Below are 19,261 nucleotides of genomic sequence, written 5' to 3' on the forward strand. Positions count from 1 at the left end.
CGTTTACTCCGATACTTCTGCGGTGTGGGTTGACGTGGTGTGGTGGAGGAGTGAGGCGGCTGCGGCGACAGCCCCGGCGACATCGCCGTCCTGCGGGTAGAGCAGGGTCCGGCCGACGGTGAGTCCCTGCACGCCGGGAAGGGCCAGGGCGGCCCCCCAGGTGGCAAACACCTCGTCCTGGGTGCCTGCCGGGTCTCCGCCCAGCAGCACGGTGGGCATGGTGGTCGCGGCCATGACGCGTTCCATCTCGGCCACGACCGGCAGCTTCATCCAGGTGTAGGCGCTGGTGGAGCCCAGGCCTTCGGCGATGGCGATGGACTTGATCACCGCGTCCGTGGACAGGTCGTTGCGGACCCGGCCGTTCTCGCGGACGGACAGGAAGGGCTCCACCATGGCGATGAGCCTGCGTTGAGCGAGGGAATCGATCGCCTTCGCCGTGGCCTCGAGCAGCGAGACGGTGTCCGGGTCGCCGAGGCAGATGCGGGTCAGCATCTTGCCGCCGTCCGCGCCCAGCGCCTCCAGCGCCGGGGCGGTGTGGCCGGTGAAACGGTCATCGAATTCGTTGACCAGGCCGGTCAGGCCGCCGCGGTTCATCGACCCGAACACGAGCTTGCCCTCCAGTGCCCCCAGGAGCAGCAGGTCATCCATGATGTCCGGGGACGCCAGGACGCCGTCCACTGCCGGGTTGGCCAGCGCAATCTGCAGCCGGTCCAACAGCTGGCGGCGGTCCGCCATGGCCACCGGGTCGCTGCCGACCGCGAGGGCGCCGCGGGCCGGGTGGTCTGCGGCGACGATGAAGTTCTGCCTGCCGTACTTCAGGCCGGGGTGGCGGCGGCGGGCCTTGGCGGCCCGGGCCACCGCGTCGGGGTCTTCGAGACGGATGGTGCTCAGGTGCTCGTAACGGCGCGGGTTGTCATCCACCGCGAGGGTCGCGGTGCCGGGATTGAGGCTCACAGGGCCGCTCCTTCGGGGATGGGGGTGCCGGGAACAGCAGCACCGGGAACAAGGCGTCCGCGCTCGGTCAGGAGCGAGGTGACCTCTGCCGGCGTGGGCATGGCATCCGCGCAGGAGAGCCGGGATGCGACAATGGCGCCGGCGGCGTTCGCGTAGTCCAGGACCTGGGCCAGGGGCCAGCCGGAGAGCAGTCCGTGCACGAAGGCGCCGCCGAAGGAGTCGCCGGCGCCCAGGCCATTAACCGTCTCCACCGGGACGGGGGCGGAAACCACACGCTCGGTGCGGGTCTTGGCCATCACGCCCTCCGGGCCGAGCTTGACGACGGCGATCTCCACGCCGGCGTCCAGCAGGCGGTCCGCCTGCTCATCCGGGGTGCCCGGGCCCACGGCCACGGAGCATTCCTGGTCGTTGCCGATCGCCACCGTGACGTGCGGCAGGATCCGGGCCACCTGCTCCCGGGCTTCCTCCTCGGAGGCCCAGAACATGGGGCGGTAGTCGAGGTCCAGGACGGTGTGCTGGCCCTCCGTGAGGCCGGTCCGGGGGCGTGCTTCGTGGGCCGTGATGTGCGCCCCGCGGCTGGGCTCCTGACAGAGGCCGGTGACCGTGGACCAGAAGATCTGCGCGTTCCGGATGGCGTCCGTGTCCAGCTCCTCGGCCTTAATCTGCAGGTCTGGTGCGGTGGGGAAACGGCCGTAGAAGTACAGCGGGAAATCATGCGGCGGCTGGATCGCGCAGAACGTGGCAGGAGTCTGGAGCCCCTGGACCGGGCTGACGAAGGAATCGTCAACGCCGAACTTCTCCAGTTCCCGGTGCAGGTACATACCGAACGGGTCATCGCCGGTGCGGGTAATGACCCCGGTCCGGCGGCCATGCCGGGCAGCGGCAACAGCAACGTTGGATGGCGAGCCACCGAGGTACTTGCCGAAGGACGTCACATCCTCCAGTCCCACCCCGATGTCGTTCGGGTAGATATCAACGCTAATTCGCCCGATCGTGAGCAGTTCGTGGGTCACGGTAATCGTGGACCTTTCTTTTGGATCTCAACCTCTAAGCAGCCGAACGGCCAAGGCTCCGGCGTTCCGCAGCCCCGTGAGCGGGACCACATGAACTACTGTGCCTTAGAATTTATGTCCTGTCAAAGGTTTGTACTGACATACTTACAACAAGCAGAACTGCTTCCAAAATGCGGCATCGGGCACCCACAAACGGAAGCCGGGAGGGTACTGTTTCCGCCCTTATTTCTTCGGTACGGTGAGCTCGCCGGTAACGTACTGGGCTCGGCCAAACCCGAAGGACCAGTCCCCCGCCGTGTTCTCGACGTAACCGATGAAGACGTCCTCGCCGGCGACTCCCAGTGCTGCCAACTTCTCAGCCACCGCAGCAAAAAGACTCTGCTTCGCCTCCTGGCTGCGACCGCCCTGGGTGAAGATCTGGATCATAATGACGTCGCGCGTGCGCTCGAAGCCAAGGCCCGCGTCCTGCGCCACGATCTGGCCGGGCGCATGCTCGGTGACGATATGGAAGTAGTCGCGTTCCGGGATGCCATATTCAGCCAGGATGGCGTCATGGATGCCCCGGCTGAGGCTGTTGAGTTCGTCCTGGCTGCGGCCGGAGTGGACGTCGATTCGCACGAGGGGCATATCTTTCCTTTGATAGTTTGTCCTGACATACTATCAAACTGCGCACCTTGCGCAAGGCTTTCCCTCCCCCGGCCCAAGTAGCTCGCAGTTGTTGTCGTTTTGAGGGCTCAAAACGACAACAACTGCCAGTCAGTTGGGTGTAAACGGACGACGGCGGCCCGTGACCTTCACGGGGAAGGTCACCGGCCGCCGTCGGACGCTTGCTCTTGCGGTGCGGGCGCTACTTGGCCAGCACCTCCTCCAGCCGCTCGTACCCGTCGCGGAGCCCGACTTCCATGCCCGACTGGGCCATCCCGTCGCGGGCCTCCATGCTGGGATAGACGGAGTGGGCCCGCAGCCGGCACCTGCCCCCGCCCAGGTCCTCGAAGCTCATGAATTCGATGCTGACGATGTCCGGGTAGCCGCTGAACTCGAAGGTCTGGATGGCGAAGTCGTTTTCGCGGACGGCATGGAAGATGCCGCTGAAGGCGTACGTCACCCCGTCGGGGCCGGTGTGGTTGTACAGGTACGTGCCTCCGGATCGGAAGTCGTAGTGGTCGACGTCGATCTTCGTGCCGCGCGGGCCCAGCCACTGCGCGATCAGCCCGGGCTCCTTGTGCGCGCGGAACACGTCCGAAACGGGGAAATCGAACTCCCGCTCAAAGTCGATGAACGGGACGCCCTCGGGGACGGTGAGTTTAAGTGCGTTGCTCATGATCGCTCCTTCCTGGCTGGTGCCAAACGGTAGACCTCAAACCGTCCGAGGGCAATGGTTAAAAAGAAACGCGGGGTCACTCTGCGCCCAATCCGGGGGGTGGATTGGGCTGGGAGTGACCCCGCGTTGCCTGAGGTGAGGCTTAGAGCGCTGCGTAGACTTCGCGCAGCAGCTTGGCGGTCTCGGACGGCGTCTTGCCGACCTTCACGCCTGCAGCCTCGAGGGCTTCCTTCTTCGCCTGGGCGGTACCGGCGGAACCGGAGACGATGGCGCCTGCGTGGCCCATGGTCTTGCCTTCCGGGGCGGTGAAGCCTGCGACGTAGCCGACGACCGGCTTGGTGACGTTGGCCTTGATGAAGTCGGCGGCACGCTCTTCGGCGTCGCCGCCGATTTCGCCGATCATCACGATGGCCTTGGTCTCCGGGTCAGCCTCGAAAGCAGCCAGGGCGTCGATGTGGGTGGTGCCGATGATGGGGTCACCGCCGATGCCGATGGCCGTGGAGAAGCCGAGGTCGCGCAGTTCGTACATCATCTGGTAGGTCAGCGTGCCGGACTTGGAGACCAGGCCGATGGGGCCCTTGCCGGTGATGTTCGCCGGGGTGATGCCCACGAGGGCCTCGCCCGGGGTGATGATGCCGGGGCAGTTCGGCCCGATGATGCGGGTGACCTGGTTGCCGTCGGCGTCGACCTTGGACTGTGCCAGTGCCCAGAACTCGGCGGAGTCCTGGACCGGCACGCCTTCGGTGATGACGACGACCAGGCCGATGCCGGCCTCGATGGCTTCAACGACGGCGTTCTTGGTGAATGCCGGCGGGACAAAGACGATGGAGACGTCGGCGCCGGTCTCTGCCATGGCTTCCTTGACGGTGCCGAAAACGGTGATTTCGTTTTCGCCGTGCAGGACGGTGGTGCCGGCCTTGCGGGCGTTGACGCCGCCCACGATGTTGGTGCCGGCCTTGAGCATGAGGGCGGTGTGCTTGGTGCCCTCGCCGCCCGTGATGCCCTGGACGATGACCTTGGAGTCCTTGTTCAGATAAATAGACATGTTTTCTTTCCTAGATCTCGACAGGCTCGATCAGCGGGCGTTGGCGAGCTCGGCGGCCTTGTCGGCGCCCTCGTCCATGGTGGCGGCCAGGGTAACCAGCGGGTGGTTGGCCTCGGCGAGGATGCGGCGGCCTTCTTCGACGTTGTTGCCGTCGAGGCGGACAACCAGCGGCTTGTTGGCGGAGTGGCCCAGCTCGGCCAGTGCGCCCACGATGCCCTTGGCGACGGCGTCACAGGCGGTGATGCCGCCGAAGACGTTGACGAACACGGACTTGACCTGCTCGTCACCCAGGATGACGTCCAGGCCTGCGGCCATGACCTCGGCGGAGGCTCCGCCGCCGATGTCCAGGAAGTTGGCGGGCTTGACGTTGCCGTGGTTCTCGCCGGCGTAGGCGACGACGTCCAGGGTGGACATGACAAGGCCTGCACCGTTACCGATGATGCCGACTTCGCCGTCCAGCTTGACGTAGTTCAGGTCCTGCGCCTTGGCCTTGGCCTCGAGCGGGTCTGCGGATTCCTTGTCCTCAAGCTGGGCGTGCTTGGGGTGGCGGAATTCGGCGTTCTCGTCAAGGGTGACTTTGCCGTCGAGGGCGACGATTTCGCCCGCGCCGGTCTTGACCAGCGGGTTGACCTCAACGAGGGTGGCGTCTTCCTTCTTGAAGACGTCCCAGAGCTTCAGAATGACGCCGGCGACCTTGCCGCGCAGTTCTTCAGCGAACCCGGCGGCAGCGACGATTTCGTCAGCCTTGGCCTGGTCGATGCCCACGGCGGGGTCGATGGCTACCTTGGCCAGGGCCTCGGGCCGCTCAACGGCGAGCTGCTCGATCTCCATGCCGCCTTCAACCGAGCACATGGCCAGGTAGTTGCGGTTGGCCCGGTCCAGGAGGACGGAGAAGTAGTATTCCTCGGCGATGTCCGCACCCTGGGCGATCATCACCTTGTTGACGGTGTGGCCCTTGATGTCCATGCCCAGGATGTTGGTGGAGTGCTCAAGTGCCTCGTCGGCGGACTTGGCAACCTTGACGCCGCCGGCCTTGCCGCGGCCACCGACCTTAACCTGTGCCTTGACGACAGTTACGCCGCCGATCTTCTCGGCAGCTGCCTTTGCTTCTTCAGGGGTGTGCGCCACGATGCCGGCGAGCACGGGTACACCGTGCGCTTCGAACATATCGCGCGCCTGATATTCAAACAGGTCCACGGTTTAGTGTCCTTCTACGTCGAAGTAGTTTCTGTACAGCCGGACAACACCAGATGGTGCGGGCCGGGCTGCGGAATTTAAGCGCCCTGCGGCAGGTCCGGAAACGAGCCACGCGGCGCAATGCTCCTGTGGGAACTCTAGTCCTTTGGAGGGACCGGCCCGTTCCAGACTACCTGTTCTGTGAGTAACGACACTATTCTATGGACCGTAGAAAAACCCCGGGATTACGGGGTTTTTGCGGCCTTGGCGGGCGTGGTTTGGACGTTTTTGCCCTTCGCGGAGATGAGTTCGTAATGATCCCGGCTGATGAAGAAACCGACGCCGCCCGAGACGTTTCCGCAGGCCACTCCCGAGCGGTAGGCCGAGCACCGCAGGCCGTTCCGTTCGAGGTTGCCGCCCTCGGGCAGGACGGGAAGCTTGGAGACCGGCCCGTTGGGTGTGCCCCTCGGTCCGTATTCGGCTTCCATCTGAGTGACGCCGGACCGGCATTCCCCGTAGCGGGCCTTGTGGGGCGTCACGAGTGCCGCGCCGCCCAGATAGCCGAGTCCGGTCCCGGAGCAGTCCTCGCCGATGTCGGCGGCCGCCGGCGCCGGGTATGCCGCGAGCTCGCAGTGTGCCACGGGCACGGTGGCCAGTTTCGCATTGCCGGGATCGCTGAAGTTGTTGGTTTCGTAGGGCAGGTTCAGGTGCGGCCCGCGGGCTGACGTCAGCGCGCACACGACGTTCCGGTCCGCGGTGACGAACGCCAGCACGTCCTCGCCGGCGGCAAAGGCAGCCGGGTCAGTGAGCGGAGCCTGCTTCAGCTGTTCGAGCGCGGGCAGGGGCGCCGGCGGGGTGTAGTCCGGATCCGCGACGGTTACTGAACAGCCGGCCAGGGTCATTGCGAACAGGGCCAACGAAAACAACAGGGCCAAGCCGGCAGCAACTCCTTCCCGGGGCGGCACCGGCACGCTCAGGCGTCGATCTTGGTCAGCGGCGCGTACCTGAGCAGCAGCCGCTTCTCGCCGACGTCGAACTTCACCTTCGCTACGGTCTTGTCCCCGGCGCCCTCGACGGCGAGCACGGTGCCGTTGCCGAAGCTGGTGTGGTTAACCTTGTCCCCCACGCTGACCGAAATGACTTCCTTCTGCGGCTGCACGCGGTTTTTCGCGACGGCGGCAGGGACGTCGGCGTTGAAGCCGGCGGAAGAATCGGCACGGTTGCCGCGGGCCGTTCCGGCGCCCCAGAACGATCCGCTGTACCGGTTGGATCCGATGGATGCCCCGTTGCCCCAGCCGCCGACCTGCCGGCTGGTGCCCTCGCGCTTCCATTCGACGAGTTCGGAGGGAATCTCCTCGAGGAACTGGCTGGCGGGGTTGTACTGGCTCTGGCCCCACATGTTGCGGACCTCGGAACGGGTGACGTAGAGGCGCTTCCGGGCGCGTGTTAGGCCCACGTAGGCGAGCCGGCGCTCCTCCGCCAGTTCCTTGGGGTCCGTGGCGGAACGCTGGTGCGGGAAGAGCCCGTGCTCCATGCCGGTCAGGAACACCACGGGGAACTCGAGGCCCTTGGCCGTGTGCAGCGTCATGAGCGTGACCACGCCCAGCCGCTTGGCCTCCGCCACGGCGGCGTCGATGTCCGCGCCGGGGGCGTCCGGGATCTGGTCGGCGTCGGCCACGAGGGACACCTGCTCGAGGAAGGCCTCGAGGGACCCTTCGGGGTTCTCCTGCTCGTATTCACGCACGACGGCGACAAGCTCGGCGAGGTTCTCCACCCTCGACTCATCCTGCGGATCGTTGCTGGAGCGCAGCGTGGCGAGGTAGCCGGTCTGCTCCAGCACGGCCTCCAGCGCGGCCGCCGCGCCGGAGCCTGCCGCGACCTCGGCGAGGTCGTCCAGGAGCTTCACGAAGCCGAGCACCGCATTGACGGAGCGGGTGGCCATGCCGGGCGCCTGGTCGGCGCGGCGGGCGGCAGCGATGAACGAGGTGCGCTCCCGTTCGGCGAGGGCCGCCACTGCCCCTTCTGCCCGGTCCCCGATCCCGCGCTTGGGTTCGTTGAGGACACGCCGGAGGTTGACGTCGTCGTCCGGGTTGACCAGCACGCGGAGGTACGCCAGGGCGTCCTTGATTTCCTTGCGCTCGTAGAACCTGGTGCCGCCCACCACCTTGTACGGCAGGCCGACGCGCACCAGGACATCTTCGATGGAGCGCGACTGCGCGTTGGTGCGGTAGAAGATGGCGACGTCGCCGGGGCGGAGGTTGTCCTCGTCCTGGAGCCGGTCGATTTCCTTGGCGATGAACTGGGCTTCGTCGTGCTCGTTTTCGCCGACGTAGCCGATGATCTTGTGGCCTTCGCCCTCCGCGGTCCACAGCCTCTTCTCGGGGCGGTTGGGGTTGCGCGAGATGACGGAGTTGGCCGCGCTCAGGATGTTCTGGGTGGAGCGGTAGTTCTGCTCCAGCTTGATGGTGTGGGCGTCGGGGTAGTCCTTTTCGAACTCGACGATGTTGCGGATGTCCGCACCACGGAACGCATAGATGGACTGGTCGGAGTCGCCGACGACGGTCAGTTCCGCCGCGCCCGGTCCCTCGCCGACGATTTCGCGCACCAGGGCGTACTGCGCGTGGTTGGTGTCCTGGTATTCGTCCACCAGGACGTGCCGGAACCGGCGCCGGTAGGAGTCCGCGAGCGCCGGGAAGGCCCGGAACATGTACACGGTCTGCGCGATCAGGTCGTCGAAGTCCATGGCGTTGGCCTGGCGCAGCCGCTGGGTGTAGCCCTTGAAGACGTCCGCCACGGCGCTCTCGAACGGGTCGCTGTGGTTGGCTGCGGCGGCGAAGGAATCGTCGTCGATCAGTTCGTTCTTGAGCGCGGAGATCTTGTGCTGGATGGCCTTGGGCGCGAACTTCTTGGGGTCCAGGTCCAGGTTCTTGGCCACCAGCGTGATCAGCCGCAGGGAGTCCGCGGAGTCGTAGATGGAGAAGTTGGATTTCAGGCCGACGTTGGCTGCCTCGCGGCGCAGGATCCGGACGCAGGACGAGTGGAACGTGGAGATCCACATGGCTTTGGCCCTGCCGCCCACGAGGACCTCGATGCGTTCGCGCATTTCGGCGGCGGCCTTGTTGGTGAACGTGATGGCCAGGATCTCGCCGTGGTGGGCCCGCTTGGTGGCGATCAGGTAGGCGATCCGGTTGCTGAGGACGCGGGTTTTGCCGGAGCCGGCGCCGGCCACGATCAGAAGAGCGCTGCCGGAGTGTTTGACCGCCTCTTCCTGCTGCGGGTTCAAACCCGCCAGAAGCGCACCGGCGTCAGGCAGGCGGTGCCGGGCGTGCTCCCCGCCCGGGCCCGCATCGACCGGGCCGGCTGCCGGGCCAACCACAGGCTGGCCTGCGGATTCACCCGGGCCGCTGCCGAACGCGGGCGTCATCAGTCCTGTTTCGGGGCGCGACTTGGTGATGGCACCGGCGTGGGAACCAGCCTTGAACGGACCGTCAGCGTAGGGGTCAAACAACATATCCATGGTGACTACAAGTCTAGGCGGTGGGGCTGACACTGGAATCCGCCCTGTGGATAAGCCCGGCACCGGGGGGCGGGGCACGGAAATGCAGACGCCCGAAGCCGGCGGAACCCTAGTCGACAGAGCCTGACTCGAGGGCGGCACGCAACTGGTGCACCGCCGTCGTTCCTCCCGCCATGAACCATTCCAGGCCGTTGACGCGGACGCTGCCGGCGACGCCGCCGGCCGCCGTCACGATCGCTTTCCCGGGGAGCCAGTCCCATTCGGGGCAGCTGTGCTGGAACCAGCAACCAAGCTGCCCGTCCGCGACGCGCCCCAGGTCGCACGATCCGGACCCGAGCATCCGCAACGTCGCGGCCGAGGTCGCGGCGGCGTGCCACGGCATGGCGCACATCGGATCCGAGAGCCAGCGCGGGTGGATGTAGGTGGCCGCGCCGAGATGGGAAACGTCTGCGGCGTTGCGGTTGACCCCATCCTCCCGAAAGGTGGTGACGGGATCACCGTTGAGGGTGGTGGCGCGCTGTTTGCCGCCGATCCAGAGCTTGTCCTCCTCGGGCTGGAAAATGGCGCCGAGCAGCACATCGGATTCGTCTTTGAGGGCGATGGCCGAGCACCAGTAGGTGGAGCCCTGCAGGAAGTTGTACGTGCCGTCCACCGGGTCGATCACCCAGGTCCGCCCGCTGCTGCCGTGCACCGCGGCGCCTTCCTCGCCCAGGACGCCGTCGTCCGGTCGGCAGCGCTGCAGCTGCTCCAGCACGTAGGCTTCGGCCGCGTGGTCCGCGGCGGTGACGACGTCGGAGATCGAGGTCTTGCGCTGGACGTCGAGGCCGCCCTGCCGCATCAGCAGTGCCAGCTGCCCGGCCTCACGGACCAGCTCAGCCGCCAGCTCGTAGTCGTCGAGCTCGGGGCTCAGGTTGGTGGCGCTGTGTCTACCCAGTTTGTGTTTGCCCAGTTCCGTCACGGTTCCCACCCTATCGGCGCCGGGCATGCCCTGCACAGCAGAGGCAGGGTACAGCAGGCCTGGTCTGCGGCGGCGATAATGGACGCATGGCCAAAACACCTGCACAGCGAATCAAGAAGCACGGCGCGAAGGCCGCAGTACCCCAGCACCACCTGCCGCCGGTGATCAATCCCGGCACGGACCGCACACCTGCGAAGGCGCAGAACAACGCCAACCTCATCGTCATCGCCGGCGTGGTGGCCAGCCTGTTCCTGTTCTGGTACGTCCACCTGCTCACGCTGAACCAGCTCACCCAGCTGTCCGGCGGGCTGGCCATGCCCGATTCCCTGGTGGGCGGCTTCGACTCGGGCTACATTGAGCAGCTCCGCCGCGCCCTGGACGGGGACGCCCGCGGCCAGCTCAACTACGTCCACAAGACGGCGGGCACCCTGTTTCCACTGATCTTCGCCTTCACCTGGCTGCTGCTGATCGGCACCAACGTGGCCAACAAGACGCTTCGCTGGGCGCTCTGGGCGCTGCCGCTGCTGTTCGTGGTGGTCCGGCTGTGGGGCAACGTCACCATCGATTCCATGATCGCGGCGGTAAACCTCGACGGCGGCCAGGTCGCCTTGGCGTCCGGCCTCACCGTGGCCGGCTGGGTACTGTTCGTCGCCAGCCTTCTCGCCGGCGGCGCCGCTGTGTTCCAGGGGCGCCGGTCCGCAAGGAAAGCCCCGCAATCGGAAGCCTAAGCGTTTCCACGGGCCGCCTGGGCCCGGGCGTAGGCCTTGCGCACCTGCCGTTCCCGCCGGACGCGCTGGGCGATGACCAGGCCGGCGGCGGCCAGGCCTATCGTGATGGGGTAGCCCATCAGCCGCTCCAGGGTTCCGGGCTCGGGGACGTCCAGGCCGGTGACGGCTGCCGTGACGAGCGCGGCCGCGGACACTCCGCCGCTGGCCAGCACGAACCAGCCCAGCGGTGACTGCCGGAGCCACAGCGCGCCGAGCAGCAGCAATGCCAGAGATCCGGCGATGAAGTACATCACGGCCCCGGCGTAGTGCCAGCGCGACTCCAGGTCCTCCGGGACCAGCCCAACGATGATCGTGCCGGCGCCGGCCGTCCCGGTGAGGATCCGGGCCGCCACCGCCGTATACCAGGGCGCTTCCTTTGAATGGCTTGCCGCCACCCGCACTCCGGTCCGGGCGGCCACCCGCAGCAGCGCCGAGCTCAGCAGCAGTGCACCCAGCAGCATCCCCAGGCCCTGCACCACGAAGGAGGAATTCATGAGCACATGCAGCGGCGAGCAGATGCTGCGGCCGCTGTAGATTCCGCACGTGACGGCGCCCAGGTCGCTGATGAGGCCGGTCCGCCGGCTGTAGGGACCGGGTCCGGCCCAGGCGCCGATGACGGCTGCCTCCGCCACGAAATACTGGACCACGCTGAGCACCGCCCACGCCCCGATGTAGTGGCGCGTGGAGGCGGTGTCTGGCAGGAAGGTTGCCCGGGCGGTGGGGACTTGAGCTGCGGCGGCCATGCCAAGAGCGTAGTACGCGCCGTCACCTTGTATGCTTGTAAGCGTGCCCGAACGGGCCGGTCCAAAACCCGGCCGCGGCGGGCGCCCGCCCTCGTAGCTCAGTGGATAGAGCACGGCTCTCCTAAAGCCGGTGTCGTTGGTTCGATTCCAATCGAGGGCACTTGAATCTGCAGCACCCGTCCGGGCTCCGCGACTATCTGCTGGGCACAATGCCCGCGGACCCCGCCTCACCGAACCTTTCCCGGCCAGGCCGCTGGTCCGTGGAGCGGACCATGCTGGACCGGGCTGCCGGCACCCGCGGTACCTTTACCGGCGTCGTCATCTTTTCCCCCGACGACGACGGGCTCCGCTTCCACGAGGAAGGCACCGTGGTCTGGCCTTCAGTCAACTGGCCGGGCGGCGACGGCGAAACCTTCACCGGGCCCGCCACCCGCGATTACCTGCTCCGGCCCGCGGACACGCCGGATGCCATGGACATGCTGTTTCCGGACGGCCGGCCGTTCCACCGGATGAGCTTCTCGCCGGACGCCAGCCAGGACCGGCACTGGTGCGATCCGGACACCTACCGGGTCACCTACGTCCGACACGGCGACGACGAATTCAGTTACGCCTGGGATGTCACCGGCCCGCGCAAGGACCTGCTGCTGGAGTCAGTGCTGCGGCGGCTGCCCGTGCCGGCGGCCGCAGACGGGTTAGGCTCGAAACCGTGAATCCCCGCATCATCGTCTCCGCCGTGTGTGTCTACGACGCCGCCGGCCGGCTCCTGACCGTCCGCAAGCGCGGCACGGACAAGTTCATGCATCCCGGCGGCAAGCCCGAGCCCGGCGAGACCGCGGTGCAGGCCGCCGCGCGGGAGCTGCAGGAGGAGGTCGGCATCATCGTCGATCCCCGTGAGCTGACCCTCATGGGCGTCTGGCTGGCCGAGGCTGCCAATGAGGCGGCCACGGAAATCGAGGCCACCGTCTTCACCGCGCCGGGCACCTGGGTGGCGCACCCCTCCGCGGAGATCGCCGAGATCCGGTGGCTGGACCTTGCGGCGGAGTGGCCCGGGGACCTCGCGCCGCTGCTCACGGACCACATCCTGCCGGCGCTGGCGGAAGAAGGGCGCTAGCGCCTCCAGTGTCTGGCCTCCATTGCCGTTCGTGAACCTCATTCCAGCGACCTCTTGACTTTAGGGCCGCCCCTGACTACGCCAGGGGCCAAGGTTTTCGCAAGCCGCTCCGCCTAGCTTTGTCCTGTCATTGGTCGATGGTGCCTGACGGAGGCGGAGGAATGGGTCGGTTTAGGTTCGCGGTCATTATTGCGATGCTGCTGCTCTCGGGGTGCGCGGTGGTGGCTCCGCTCGGCTCCTCGGGAGCCATACACTTCACGGCTCACCCTGGGGTGGCCCCGCACGACGCCGCGAACATCGCAGGACTCCACGAACACATCACAGCGCTGCCGGCTGCTGTGATAGAGACGGCTCCGCCTGCGCTGTCACGGATAGGGTGGACGGTGACTGCCAGCGATGAAGAAGTCTCTGCGGAGGACGGGCGGGCAGCAAACGTTCTCGACGGGGAGGCCGCCACTTTCTGGCAGAGCGCGGGGACGGAGCCTGCGACCCCTTTTCCGCACAGCATCACGATAGACACCGGGATCACCCAGACCATCTCCGGGTTCCGTTATCTCCCACGTGCTGATGTCCCGAATGGCCGGATCGGCAGCTTCGAGATCACGGTCAGCACGGACGGCACCACGTGGGAAACTCCTGTGGCTCGGGGCACGTGGGCGGATAACAGTATAGAAAAAAGTGTGACGTTCGCGGCGGTATCGGCGCGCTTTGTGCGGCTGAAGGCAATCAGCGAAGCGGGCGACCGTGGACCATGGAGCAGCGCCGCGGAGATCAACCTGGTGGGGCAGGAGCCTAGCGATCTGCCGGCACCGGACGTGGCAACCGGATCATCGGGGTCCTGGGGGCCAACCATCGACTTCCCGCTTGTCCCCGCCGCAGCGGCACTCCTTCCAGGCAACCGGCTATTGACCTGGTCCGCCAATGCTCCTGCCATGTACGGTGGCGGCGGTGGTCTGACCCAGACGTCGATACTGAATCTCACCACCGGTGAAGTGACCCGGAATGAGGTAGCCAACACCGGTCATGACATGTTCTGCCCCGGGGTTTCGATGCTGCCAGACGGCCGGATCTTGGTCAGCGGCGGCAGCAGCAGCAACAAAACCACCCTGTATGACCCGGAAACGGACACCTGGACCGCGGGTCCCCCGATGAATATACCCCGCGGATACCAGTCCGATGTGACCACCTCTACCGGCGAGGTGTTCACGATCGGCGGATCCTGGTCCGGTGGCCTCGGCTACAAGAACGGTGAGATATGGTCCGCCGCAGGCGGCTGGCGTGCGCTGCCCAATGTGCTTTCTGACAGCATCCGGACACAGGATCCCGGGGGCGACTTCCGCGCCGACAATCATGCCTGGTTGTTTGCCGCCCCCGGAGGAAGGGTCTTCCATGCCGGACCTAGCAGCCAGATGAATTGGATTTCCACCACGGGAGCCGGCACCATCAGCTCGGCCGGATTGCGCTCCGACAGCCCAGACGCGATGAACGGCAACGCCGTGATGTACGACGTCGGCAAGATCCTTACTGTGGGCGGTGCCACGGCCTACTCGGGAGTAGCTCCCACCGCAAAGGCCTACACCATCGACATCAATAGCGGGGTCAGCGTGGCCCCGACCGCGAGCATGGCCTTCAGCCGGCAATACGCCAACGGGGTCGCACTGCCCGATGGCCAGGTACTCGTGATTGGCGGCAAAGGCACTTCGGAGACCGTAACCGACACCGGGGCCAGAATGTCGCCGGAAATCTGGAACCCTGAGACCGGACTGTGGACCACATTGGCCCCGATGGCCATTCCCCGCGCCTATCACAGTGTCGCCACACTACTCCCGGACGGACGGGTTTTCGCGGGCGGTGGCGGGCTGTGCGCGGGTGACTGCACCACCAACCACTTGGATGGACAGATTTTTACGCCGCCCTACCTGCTGGACGAAAATGGCAACACGCGCGTACGGCCGGAAATTCTTGCTGCGCCGGCCACTGCCGCGAACGGCAACACAATTTCGGTAACCACCGGGGAACCGGTCACCAGGTTTTCCCTGATGAGGATGAGCACGGTGACGCACAGCGTGAACACCGATCAGCGGCGGATTCCGCTGACCGCAATTTCGGTGTCCGGCAATACCGCCTCGTTGAAGTTGCCTGCGGATCCCGGCGTGCTCGTTCCCGGCACTTACATGCTCTTTGCGATGGACGACACAGGGGTTCCAAGCATTGCTACAACAATCCGGATTGGCGCCCCGGCGGCTGCCCCTTCCCCCCGCCTGGCCATCGGCAGCCTCGCCGATACGGTGGCGGCTGGCCCGGATGGCACGCTGTGGAACTACCGACCGACCGGACACGGCGGTTTCCAGCCCCGGGAAAAGATCGGCAGCGGCTGGGCAGGGCTCGCCAAGGGTTTCGTGACGGACTGGAACGTGGACGGCATATTCGACCTGATCGCGCAGTGGAAGGATGGGCGGGCTGCGGTTCTACGCAGGTAAACCCGGAGGGGGATTTGCGCCAGCGCAGGTGATCGGATCCGGGTGGGGGAATTACCACATGGTCGTGGGCCGCTGGCGGTTGACCGATAAGTACCCCAGTATCGTTGCCTACGACTACGCCGGAACTCTCTGGCACTACGGCAACAACGCCGGAAACACCTTGAGCCCGCGCACCAGGATCGGAACCGGCTGGAACGGCCTTTACCTCACCATGGCCGATTTCGATCAGGACGGTAAGCAGGACCTCCTCACGAGACGCAGCGACGGCAAGCTGCTGCTGTATCGCTCCACAGGGGGCGGCACCTTCATCGCCGAGCCCAGGCGCGTGGTCGGCATTAGCTGGAATATCGTGAACAACATCACCAGGGTGACGGGATTCACCCCCGGAAATCTAGGCCTGCTCAGCCGCCTCACTGACGGCAGAATGGCCCACTACCCCTACAGGAACGGCAACTGGGGCACCCGGACCATCGTTGGATCAGGTTGGAGCGCCTACAACATCTTCCGGTAGCCCGGAGGTTGGCCGGTGACCCCGTTCAGTACTCCGGAACCGCGTCCTCCGCCACGGCCGTGGCCTCGGCGAACTGGGTCCGGTACAGCTCGGCATAGCGGCCGTCGGCAGCCAGCAGCTCCGTGTGCGTCCCGCGCTCCACAATCCGGCCGTCCTCCACCACCAGGATGGCGTCAGCCGCACGGATGGTGGAGAGCCGGTGGGCAATCACGACGGCGGTGCGGCCTTCCAGCGCGGCGCCCAGCGCCGCCTGCACGGCAGCTTCGTTCGTGGAGTCCAGCGCTGCGGTTGCTTCGTCGAGGATGACCACGCGCGGCTGGGCGATCAGCAGCCGGGCGATGGTGAGCCGCTGCCGCTCCCCGCCGGAGAGGCGGTAGCCACGCTCCCCCACCACGGTATCGAGGCCGTCGGGAAGCGAACGGATCATGGCTTCGAGCCGGGCCTGGCGCAGGACTGCCCACATGTCCTCGTCGGTGGCCTCGGGGCGGGCCAGCCTGAGGTTGGAGGCGATGGTCTCGTGGAACAGGTGCCCGTCCTGGGTGACCATGCCCAGGGTGGCGCGGATGGAATCGAAGGTCAGGTCGCGCACGTCCAGGCCAGAGGCCGGACCGGTGCCGCCGAGGCGCACGGCGCCGGAATCGACGTCGTACAGCCGGGACAGCAGCTGGGCCACCGTGGACTTGCCGGCACCGGAAGAGCCCACAAGGGCGACGGTCTGTCCCGGTTCCACCCGGAAGCTGATCCCGTGCAGCACCTCTTCACCGCCGCGGGTGTCCAGCGTGGAGACCTCCTCCAGCGACGCCAGCGATACCTTGTCCGCCGAGGGGTAGGAGAAGCGCACGTCGTCAAACTCCACGGCCACGGGCCCGGGCGGGACCGCCAGCGCACCGGGCTTTTCCTGGATCAGGGGCTTCAGGTCCAGGATTTCGAAGACCCGCTCAAAGCTGACCAGCGCGCTCATGATTTCAACGCGGGCGTTGGACAGCGCGGTGAGCGGCGCGTAGAGGCGGGTGAGCAGCAGCGCCAGCACCACGACGTCGCCCGGGGCGAGCTGCCCGCCGATGGCCAGCCAGCCGCCCAGGCCATAAACCAGGGCCAGGGCCAGCGCTGAGACCAGCGTCAGGGCCGTCACGAATGTGAACTGCAGCATCGCCGTCCGCACGCCGATGTCGCGGACCCGGCCGGCCCGCAGCGCAAACTCCCGGGATTCCTCGTCCGGCCGCCCGAAGAGCTTGACCAGGGTGGCCCCGGGCGCCGAGAAGCGCTCGGTCATTTGGGTGCCCATGGCGGCGTTGTGCTCCGCCGCCTCACGCCGCAGGTCCGCCAGCCGGGAGCCCATCCGCCGGGCGGGGATGAGGAAGATCGGCAGCAGGACCATGGCCAGCACGGTGACCAGCCAGGAGGTGTTCAGCATCACCGCGAGGGTGAGGATGAGGGCCACGACGTTGCTGACCACACCGGACAGGGTTCCGGCGAACGCGGACTGCGCGCCGATGACGTCGTTGTTCAGGCGGCTGACCAGCGCGCCGGTGCGGGTCCGGGTGAAGAACGCGATGGGCATCCTCTGCACGTGGTCGAACACCTTGGTGCGCAGGTCCACGATGACGCCCTCGCCGATGGTGGAGGACAGCCAGCGGCTCACCATGCCGAGTGCTGCCTCAGCCACGGCCACGCCCGCGATCAGGGCAGCCAGGCGGACCACCTCGCCGGCATCGGCGCGGGCGACGATCGTGTTGACCACCTGGCCGGCGAGCACCGGCGTGGCAACCGCCAGGAAGGCCATGGCCACGGAGACGGCCACGAACGCGATCAGTCTTCCCTGGTGCGGACGGGCGAAGCCCATGACGCGCTTCAGGGTCTCCTTGGAGAAGGGCCGGGAACCGCTTTTGGCCCGGGTGATGTTGTAAAGGGAGCGCCAGGCGACGCCGTCCATGCTCATTTGTTCTGCTCCATCTTGCCTGCCGCCAGTTCGGTGACGACGCCGTTGTCCACGTTCCAGCGCACGTCCAGGCGGACGTTTTCCAGCAGCCGCCGGTCGTGGGTGACCAGCAGCAGGGCGCCGTCGTAACTTTCCAGTGCTTCCTCCAGCTGCTCGATCGCAGGGAGGTCCAGGTGGTTGGTGGGCTCATCCAGGACCAGCAGGTTTACGCCGCGCGCCTGCAGCAGGGCCAGGGCGGCGCGGGTCCGCTCCCCCGGCGACAGCGAGTCCACGGTGCGCGCGGTGTGGTCCGCCCTGAGGCCGAACTTTGCCAGCAGCGTGCGGACCTCGGCGGACGTGTAGTCGCTCAGGACGGCTTCGACGGCATCAGCCAGTTTCATGTGTCCGGCCAGCAGCCCGCGGGCCTGGTCGATCTCGCCGACGGCCACGGACGCACCGCGCGAGGCGTCCCCGGAGTCCGGCTCCTGGTTTCCCAGGAGCAGCCGGAGCAGCGTGGACTTGCCGGCCCCATTTGGCCCCGTGATGCCGATCCGCTCGCCGGCGTTGAGCTGCAGGTTCACCGGCCCCAGGGTGAAGCTGCCCTGCCGCACGACGGCGTCGCGCAGGGTTGCCACCACGGAGCTGGACCGCGGCGCCTGGCCGATGCTGAACTGCAGCTGCCATTCCTTGCGCGGTTCCTCAACCACGTCCAGCCTGGCGATGCGCGATTCCATCTGCCGGACCTTCTGTGCCTGCTTTTCGGAGGACTCGGTGCTGGCGGCGCGGCGGATCTTGTCGTTGTCAGGGCTTTTCCGCATCGCGTTCCGGACGCCCTGGGAGCTCCATTCCCGCTGGGTGCGGGCCCGGGACACGAGGTCCGCCTTGGTCGCAGCGAATTCCTCGTACCGTTCACGGGCATGCCGGCGGGCCACGTCGCGTTCCTCCAGGAAGGCCTCATATCCGCCGTCGTACACGGCCACGGAGTTCTGGGCGAGGTCCAGCTCCACGATGGAGGTCACGCAGCGGGCCAGGAACTCGCGGTCGTGGGAAACCAGCACCACGCCGCCGCGCAGGCCCTGCACGAAGGCTTCCAGCTTGGCCAGGCCGTCCAGGTCAAGATCGTTGGTGGGCTCGTCCAACAGCACGACGTCGAAGCGGCTCAGCAGCAGGGCGGCGAGCGCCACGCGCGCAGCCTGCCCCCCGGAGAGCCCGGTCATCCCGGCCTCGGGGCCAATATCCAGGCCAAGGTCCGCGAGGACGGGCGCTATCCGCTCGTCCAGGTCCGCGGCGCCGGAGGCCATCCACCGGTCAAACGCCAGCGAGTAGGCGTCGTCCGCTCCCGGCGCACCCGAGCCGAGGGCCTCCGCCGTGGCTTCCATCTCGGCGGTGGCTTTCGCGCAGCCGGTGCGGCGGGCGATGTAGGCGGCAACCGTTTCACCGGGGACGCGTTCGTGTTCCTGCGGCAGCCAGCCCACAAAGGCATCGGCGGGCGCGAGGCTGACGGTGCCGTCCTGTGCCTCCTCCACGCCGGCAAGGAGGCGTAGCAGTGTGGACTTGCCCGCACCGTTGGCGCCGACCACGCCAACAACGTCCCCGGGAGCCACCGTGAGGGACAGCCCGGAGAACAGGGTGCGATGATCACGACCGCCCGAAAGGTCCTTCGCAACAAGGGTTGCAGTCATCAATCCATCCTCTCACCGCTGCCCGTTTTCGCCCCGAAAATTCAGGCGGGCATGAAAGAACCCGC

At 66.8% G+C, this 19,261-nt stretch carries 17 protein-coding genes and 1 tRNA gene; 6 read left to right on the top strand and 12 right to left on the bottom strand.

All coding sequences use genetic code 11. The features are described 5' to 3' along the window. Positions 1 to 3 precede the first annotated feature (3 nt). The 9 genes from ABIE00_RS19145 to ABIE00_RS19185 form a co-directional block, all read right to left on the bottom strand. On the bottom strand, positions 4 to 954 hold the full coding sequence (locus tag ABIE00_RS19145) for a Cgl0159 family (beta/alpha)8-fold protein (RefSeq protein WP_354262280.1): 951 nt from the start codon (positions 952 to 954) through the stop codon (positions 4 to 6). Then, entirely contained in the window at positions 951 to 1,967 is a 1,017-nt protein-coding gene (gene iolC / locus ABIE00_RS19150; RefSeq protein WP_354262281.1) for a 5-dehydro-2-deoxygluconokinase, read from the bottom strand. The genes ABIE00_RS19145 and iolC overlap by 4 nt, the downstream gene beginning before the upstream one ends. A gap of 222 nt (positions 1,968 to 2,189) precedes the next feature. After that, the gene (locus ABIE00_RS19155) at positions 2,190 to 2,594 is read right to left on the bottom strand and encodes a tautomerase family protein (RefSeq protein WP_354262282.1); all 405 of its coding nucleotides are present in this window, start codon (positions 2,592 to 2,594) and stop codon (positions 2,190 to 2,192) included. A 220-nt stretch (positions 2,595 to 2,814) separates the two neighbouring features. Continuing rightward, complete coding sequence (locus ABIE00_RS19160) at positions 2,815 to 3,288, bottom strand: SRPBCC family protein (protein WP_354262283.1); 474 nt, start codon at positions 3,286 to 3,288, stop codon at positions 2,815 to 2,817. Between the two features lie 142 nt (positions 3,289 to 3,430). Beyond that, positions 3,431 to 4,333, bottom strand: coding sequence for a succinate--CoA ligase subunit alpha (gene sucD / locus ABIE00_RS19165; protein ID WP_003804619.1), 903 nt, complete (start codon positions 4,331 to 4,333; stop codon positions 3,431 to 3,433). 30 nt (positions 4,334 to 4,363) lie between these two features. After that, positions 4,364 to 5,530: an ADP-forming succinate--CoA ligase subunit beta gene (gene sucC, locus ABIE00_RS19170; RefSeq protein WP_003804621.1), complete on the bottom strand. Its 1,167-nt coding sequence runs from the start codon at positions 5,528 to 5,530 to the stop codon at positions 4,364 to 4,366. Between the two features lie 224 nt (positions 5,531 to 5,754). Next, the gene (locus tag ABIE00_RS19175) at positions 5,755 to 6,411 is read right to left on the bottom strand and encodes a hypothetical protein (protein WP_354263439.1); all 657 of its coding nucleotides are present in this window, start codon (positions 6,409 to 6,411) and stop codon (positions 5,755 to 5,757) included. 71 nt (positions 6,412 to 6,482) lie between these two features. Continuing rightward, entirely contained in the window at positions 6,483 to 9,020 is a 2,538-nt protein-coding gene (pcrA, locus tag ABIE00_RS19180) for a DNA helicase PcrA (protein ID WP_502914295.1), read from the bottom strand. A 115-nt stretch (positions 9,021 to 9,135) separates the two neighbouring features. Continuing rightward, positions 9,136 to 9,984 carry an inositol monophosphatase family protein gene (locus ABIE00_RS19185; RefSeq protein ID WP_354262285.1) on the bottom strand — a complete coding sequence of 283 codons (849 nt, stop codon included), beginning with the start codon at positions 9,982 to 9,984 and terminating at the stop codon, positions 9,136 to 9,138. An 86-nt stretch (positions 9,985 to 10,070) separates the two neighbouring features. Here ABIE00_RS19185 and ABIE00_RS19190 point away from each other — a divergent pair, with 86 nt between their 5' ends. After that, positions 10,071 to 10,712, top strand: coding sequence for a hypothetical protein (locus ABIE00_RS19190; protein WP_354262286.1), 642 nt, complete (start codon positions 10,071 to 10,073; stop codon positions 10,710 to 10,712). Here ABIE00_RS19190 and ABIE00_RS19195 read toward each other — a convergent pair. Further along, the gene (locus ABIE00_RS19195; RefSeq protein WP_354262287.1) at positions 10,709 to 11,494 is read right to left on the bottom strand and encodes a DUF998 domain-containing protein; all 786 of its coding nucleotides are present in this window, start codon (positions 11,492 to 11,494) and stop codon (positions 10,709 to 10,711) included. The two genes, ABIE00_RS19190 and ABIE00_RS19195, sit on opposite strands and share 4 nt — an antisense overlap. Before the next feature lie 87 nt (positions 11,495 to 11,581). Between ABIE00_RS19195 and ABIE00_RS19200 the strand changes: the two genes are divergently transcribed. The 5 genes from ABIE00_RS19200 (at position 11,582) to ABIE00_RS19220 (ending at position 15,596) form a co-directional block, all read left to right on the top strand. Next, positions 11,582 to 11,654 (top strand) — tRNA-Arg (locus ABIE00_RS19200). A 1-nt stretch (position 11,655) separates the two neighbouring features. Next, the gene (locus ABIE00_RS19205; protein WP_354262288.1) at positions 11,656 to 12,204 is read left to right on the top strand and encodes a DUF6314 family protein; all 549 of its coding nucleotides are present in this window, start codon (positions 11,656 to 11,658) and stop codon (positions 12,202 to 12,204) included. Then, positions 12,201 to 12,605 carry an NUDIX hydrolase gene (locus ABIE00_RS19210; protein ID WP_354262289.1) on the top strand — a complete coding sequence of 135 codons (405 nt, stop codon included), beginning with the start codon at positions 12,201 to 12,203 and terminating at the stop codon, positions 12,603 to 12,605. Before ABIE00_RS19205 ends, ABIE00_RS19210 begins: the two co-directional genes overlap by 4 nt. A 161-nt stretch (positions 12,606 to 12,766) precedes the next feature. Continuing rightward, on the top strand, positions 12,767 to 15,085 hold the full coding sequence (locus tag ABIE00_RS19215) for a galactose oxidase family protein (protein WP_354262290.1): 2,319 nt from the start codon (positions 12,767 to 12,769) through the stop codon (positions 15,083 to 15,085). A 58-nt stretch (positions 15,086 to 15,143) separates the two neighbouring features. Further along, positions 15,144 to 15,596: an FG-GAP repeat domain-containing protein gene (locus ABIE00_RS19220; RefSeq protein ID WP_502914235.1), complete on the top strand. Its 453-nt coding sequence runs from the start codon at positions 15,144 to 15,146 to the stop codon at positions 15,594 to 15,596. A 25-nt stretch (positions 15,597 to 15,621) separates the two neighbouring features. Here the strand turns inward: ABIE00_RS19220 and ABIE00_RS19225 are convergent, their stop codons facing one another. Further along, positions 15,622 to 17,535, bottom strand: coding sequence for an ABC transporter ATP-binding protein (locus ABIE00_RS19225; RefSeq protein WP_354262292.1), 1,914 nt, complete (start codon positions 17,533 to 17,535; stop codon positions 15,622 to 15,624). Next, positions 17,532 to 19,196 (bottom strand): ABC-F family ATP-binding cassette domain-containing protein, encoded by a 1,665-nt coding sequence (locus ABIE00_RS19230; RefSeq protein ID WP_354262293.1) that lies wholly within the window; start codon positions 19,194 to 19,196, stop codon positions 17,532 to 17,534. The genes ABIE00_RS19225 and ABIE00_RS19230 overlap by 4 nt, the downstream gene beginning before the upstream one ends. Positions 19,197 to 19,261: the final 65 nt, after the last annotated feature.

This window comes from Arthrobacter sp. OAP107 (genome assembly GCF_040546765.1).
In the GTDB taxonomy this organism is placed as follows: Bacteria; Actinomycetota; Actinomycetes; order Actinomycetales; family Micrococcaceae; genus Arthrobacter.

Coding starts and splice junctions, on each gene's coding strand:
- ABIE00_RS19155 (WP_354262282.1), bottom strand. CDS start 2,594: ATGCCCCTCGTGCGAATCGACGTCCACTCCGGCCGCAGCCAGGACGAA.
- ABIE00_RS19160 (WP_354262283.1), bottom strand. CDS start 3,288: ATGAGCAACGCACTTAAACTCACCGTCCCCGAGGGCGTCCCGTTCATC.
- sucD (WP_003804619.1), bottom strand. CDS start 4,333: ATGTCTATTTATCTGAACAAGGACTCCAAGGTCATCGTCCAGGGCATC.
- ABIE00_RS19175 (WP_354263439.1), bottom strand. CDS start 6,411: ATGACCCTGGCCGGCTGTTCAGTAACCGTCGCGGATCCGGACTACACC.
- pcrA (WP_502914295.1), bottom strand. CDS start 9,020: ATGTTGTTTGACCCCTACGCTGACGGTCCGTTCAAGGCTGGTTCCCAC.
- ABIE00_RS19190 (WP_354262286.1), top strand. CDS start 10,071: ATGGCCAAAACACCTGCACAGCGAATCAAGAAGCACGGCGCGAAGGCC.
- ABIE00_RS19195 (WP_354262287.1), bottom strand. CDS start 11,494: ATGGCCGCCGCAGCTCAAGTCCCCACCGCCCGGGCAACCTTCCTGCCA.
- ABIE00_RS19215 (WP_354262290.1), top strand. CDS start 12,767: ATGGGTCGGTTTAGGTTCGCGGTCATTATTGCGATGCTGCTGCTCTCG.
- ABIE00_RS19220 (WP_502914235.1), top strand. CDS start 15,144: ATGGTCGTGGGCCGCTGGCGGTTGACCGATAAGTACCCCAGTATCGTT.
- ABIE00_RS19225 (WP_354262292.1), bottom strand. CDS start 17,535: ATGAGCATGGACGGCGTCGCCTGGCGCTCCCTTTACAACATCACCCGG.
- ABIE00_RS19230 (WP_354262293.1), bottom strand. CDS start 19,196: ATGACTGCAACCCTTGTTGCGAAGGACCTTTCGGGCGGTCGTGATCAT.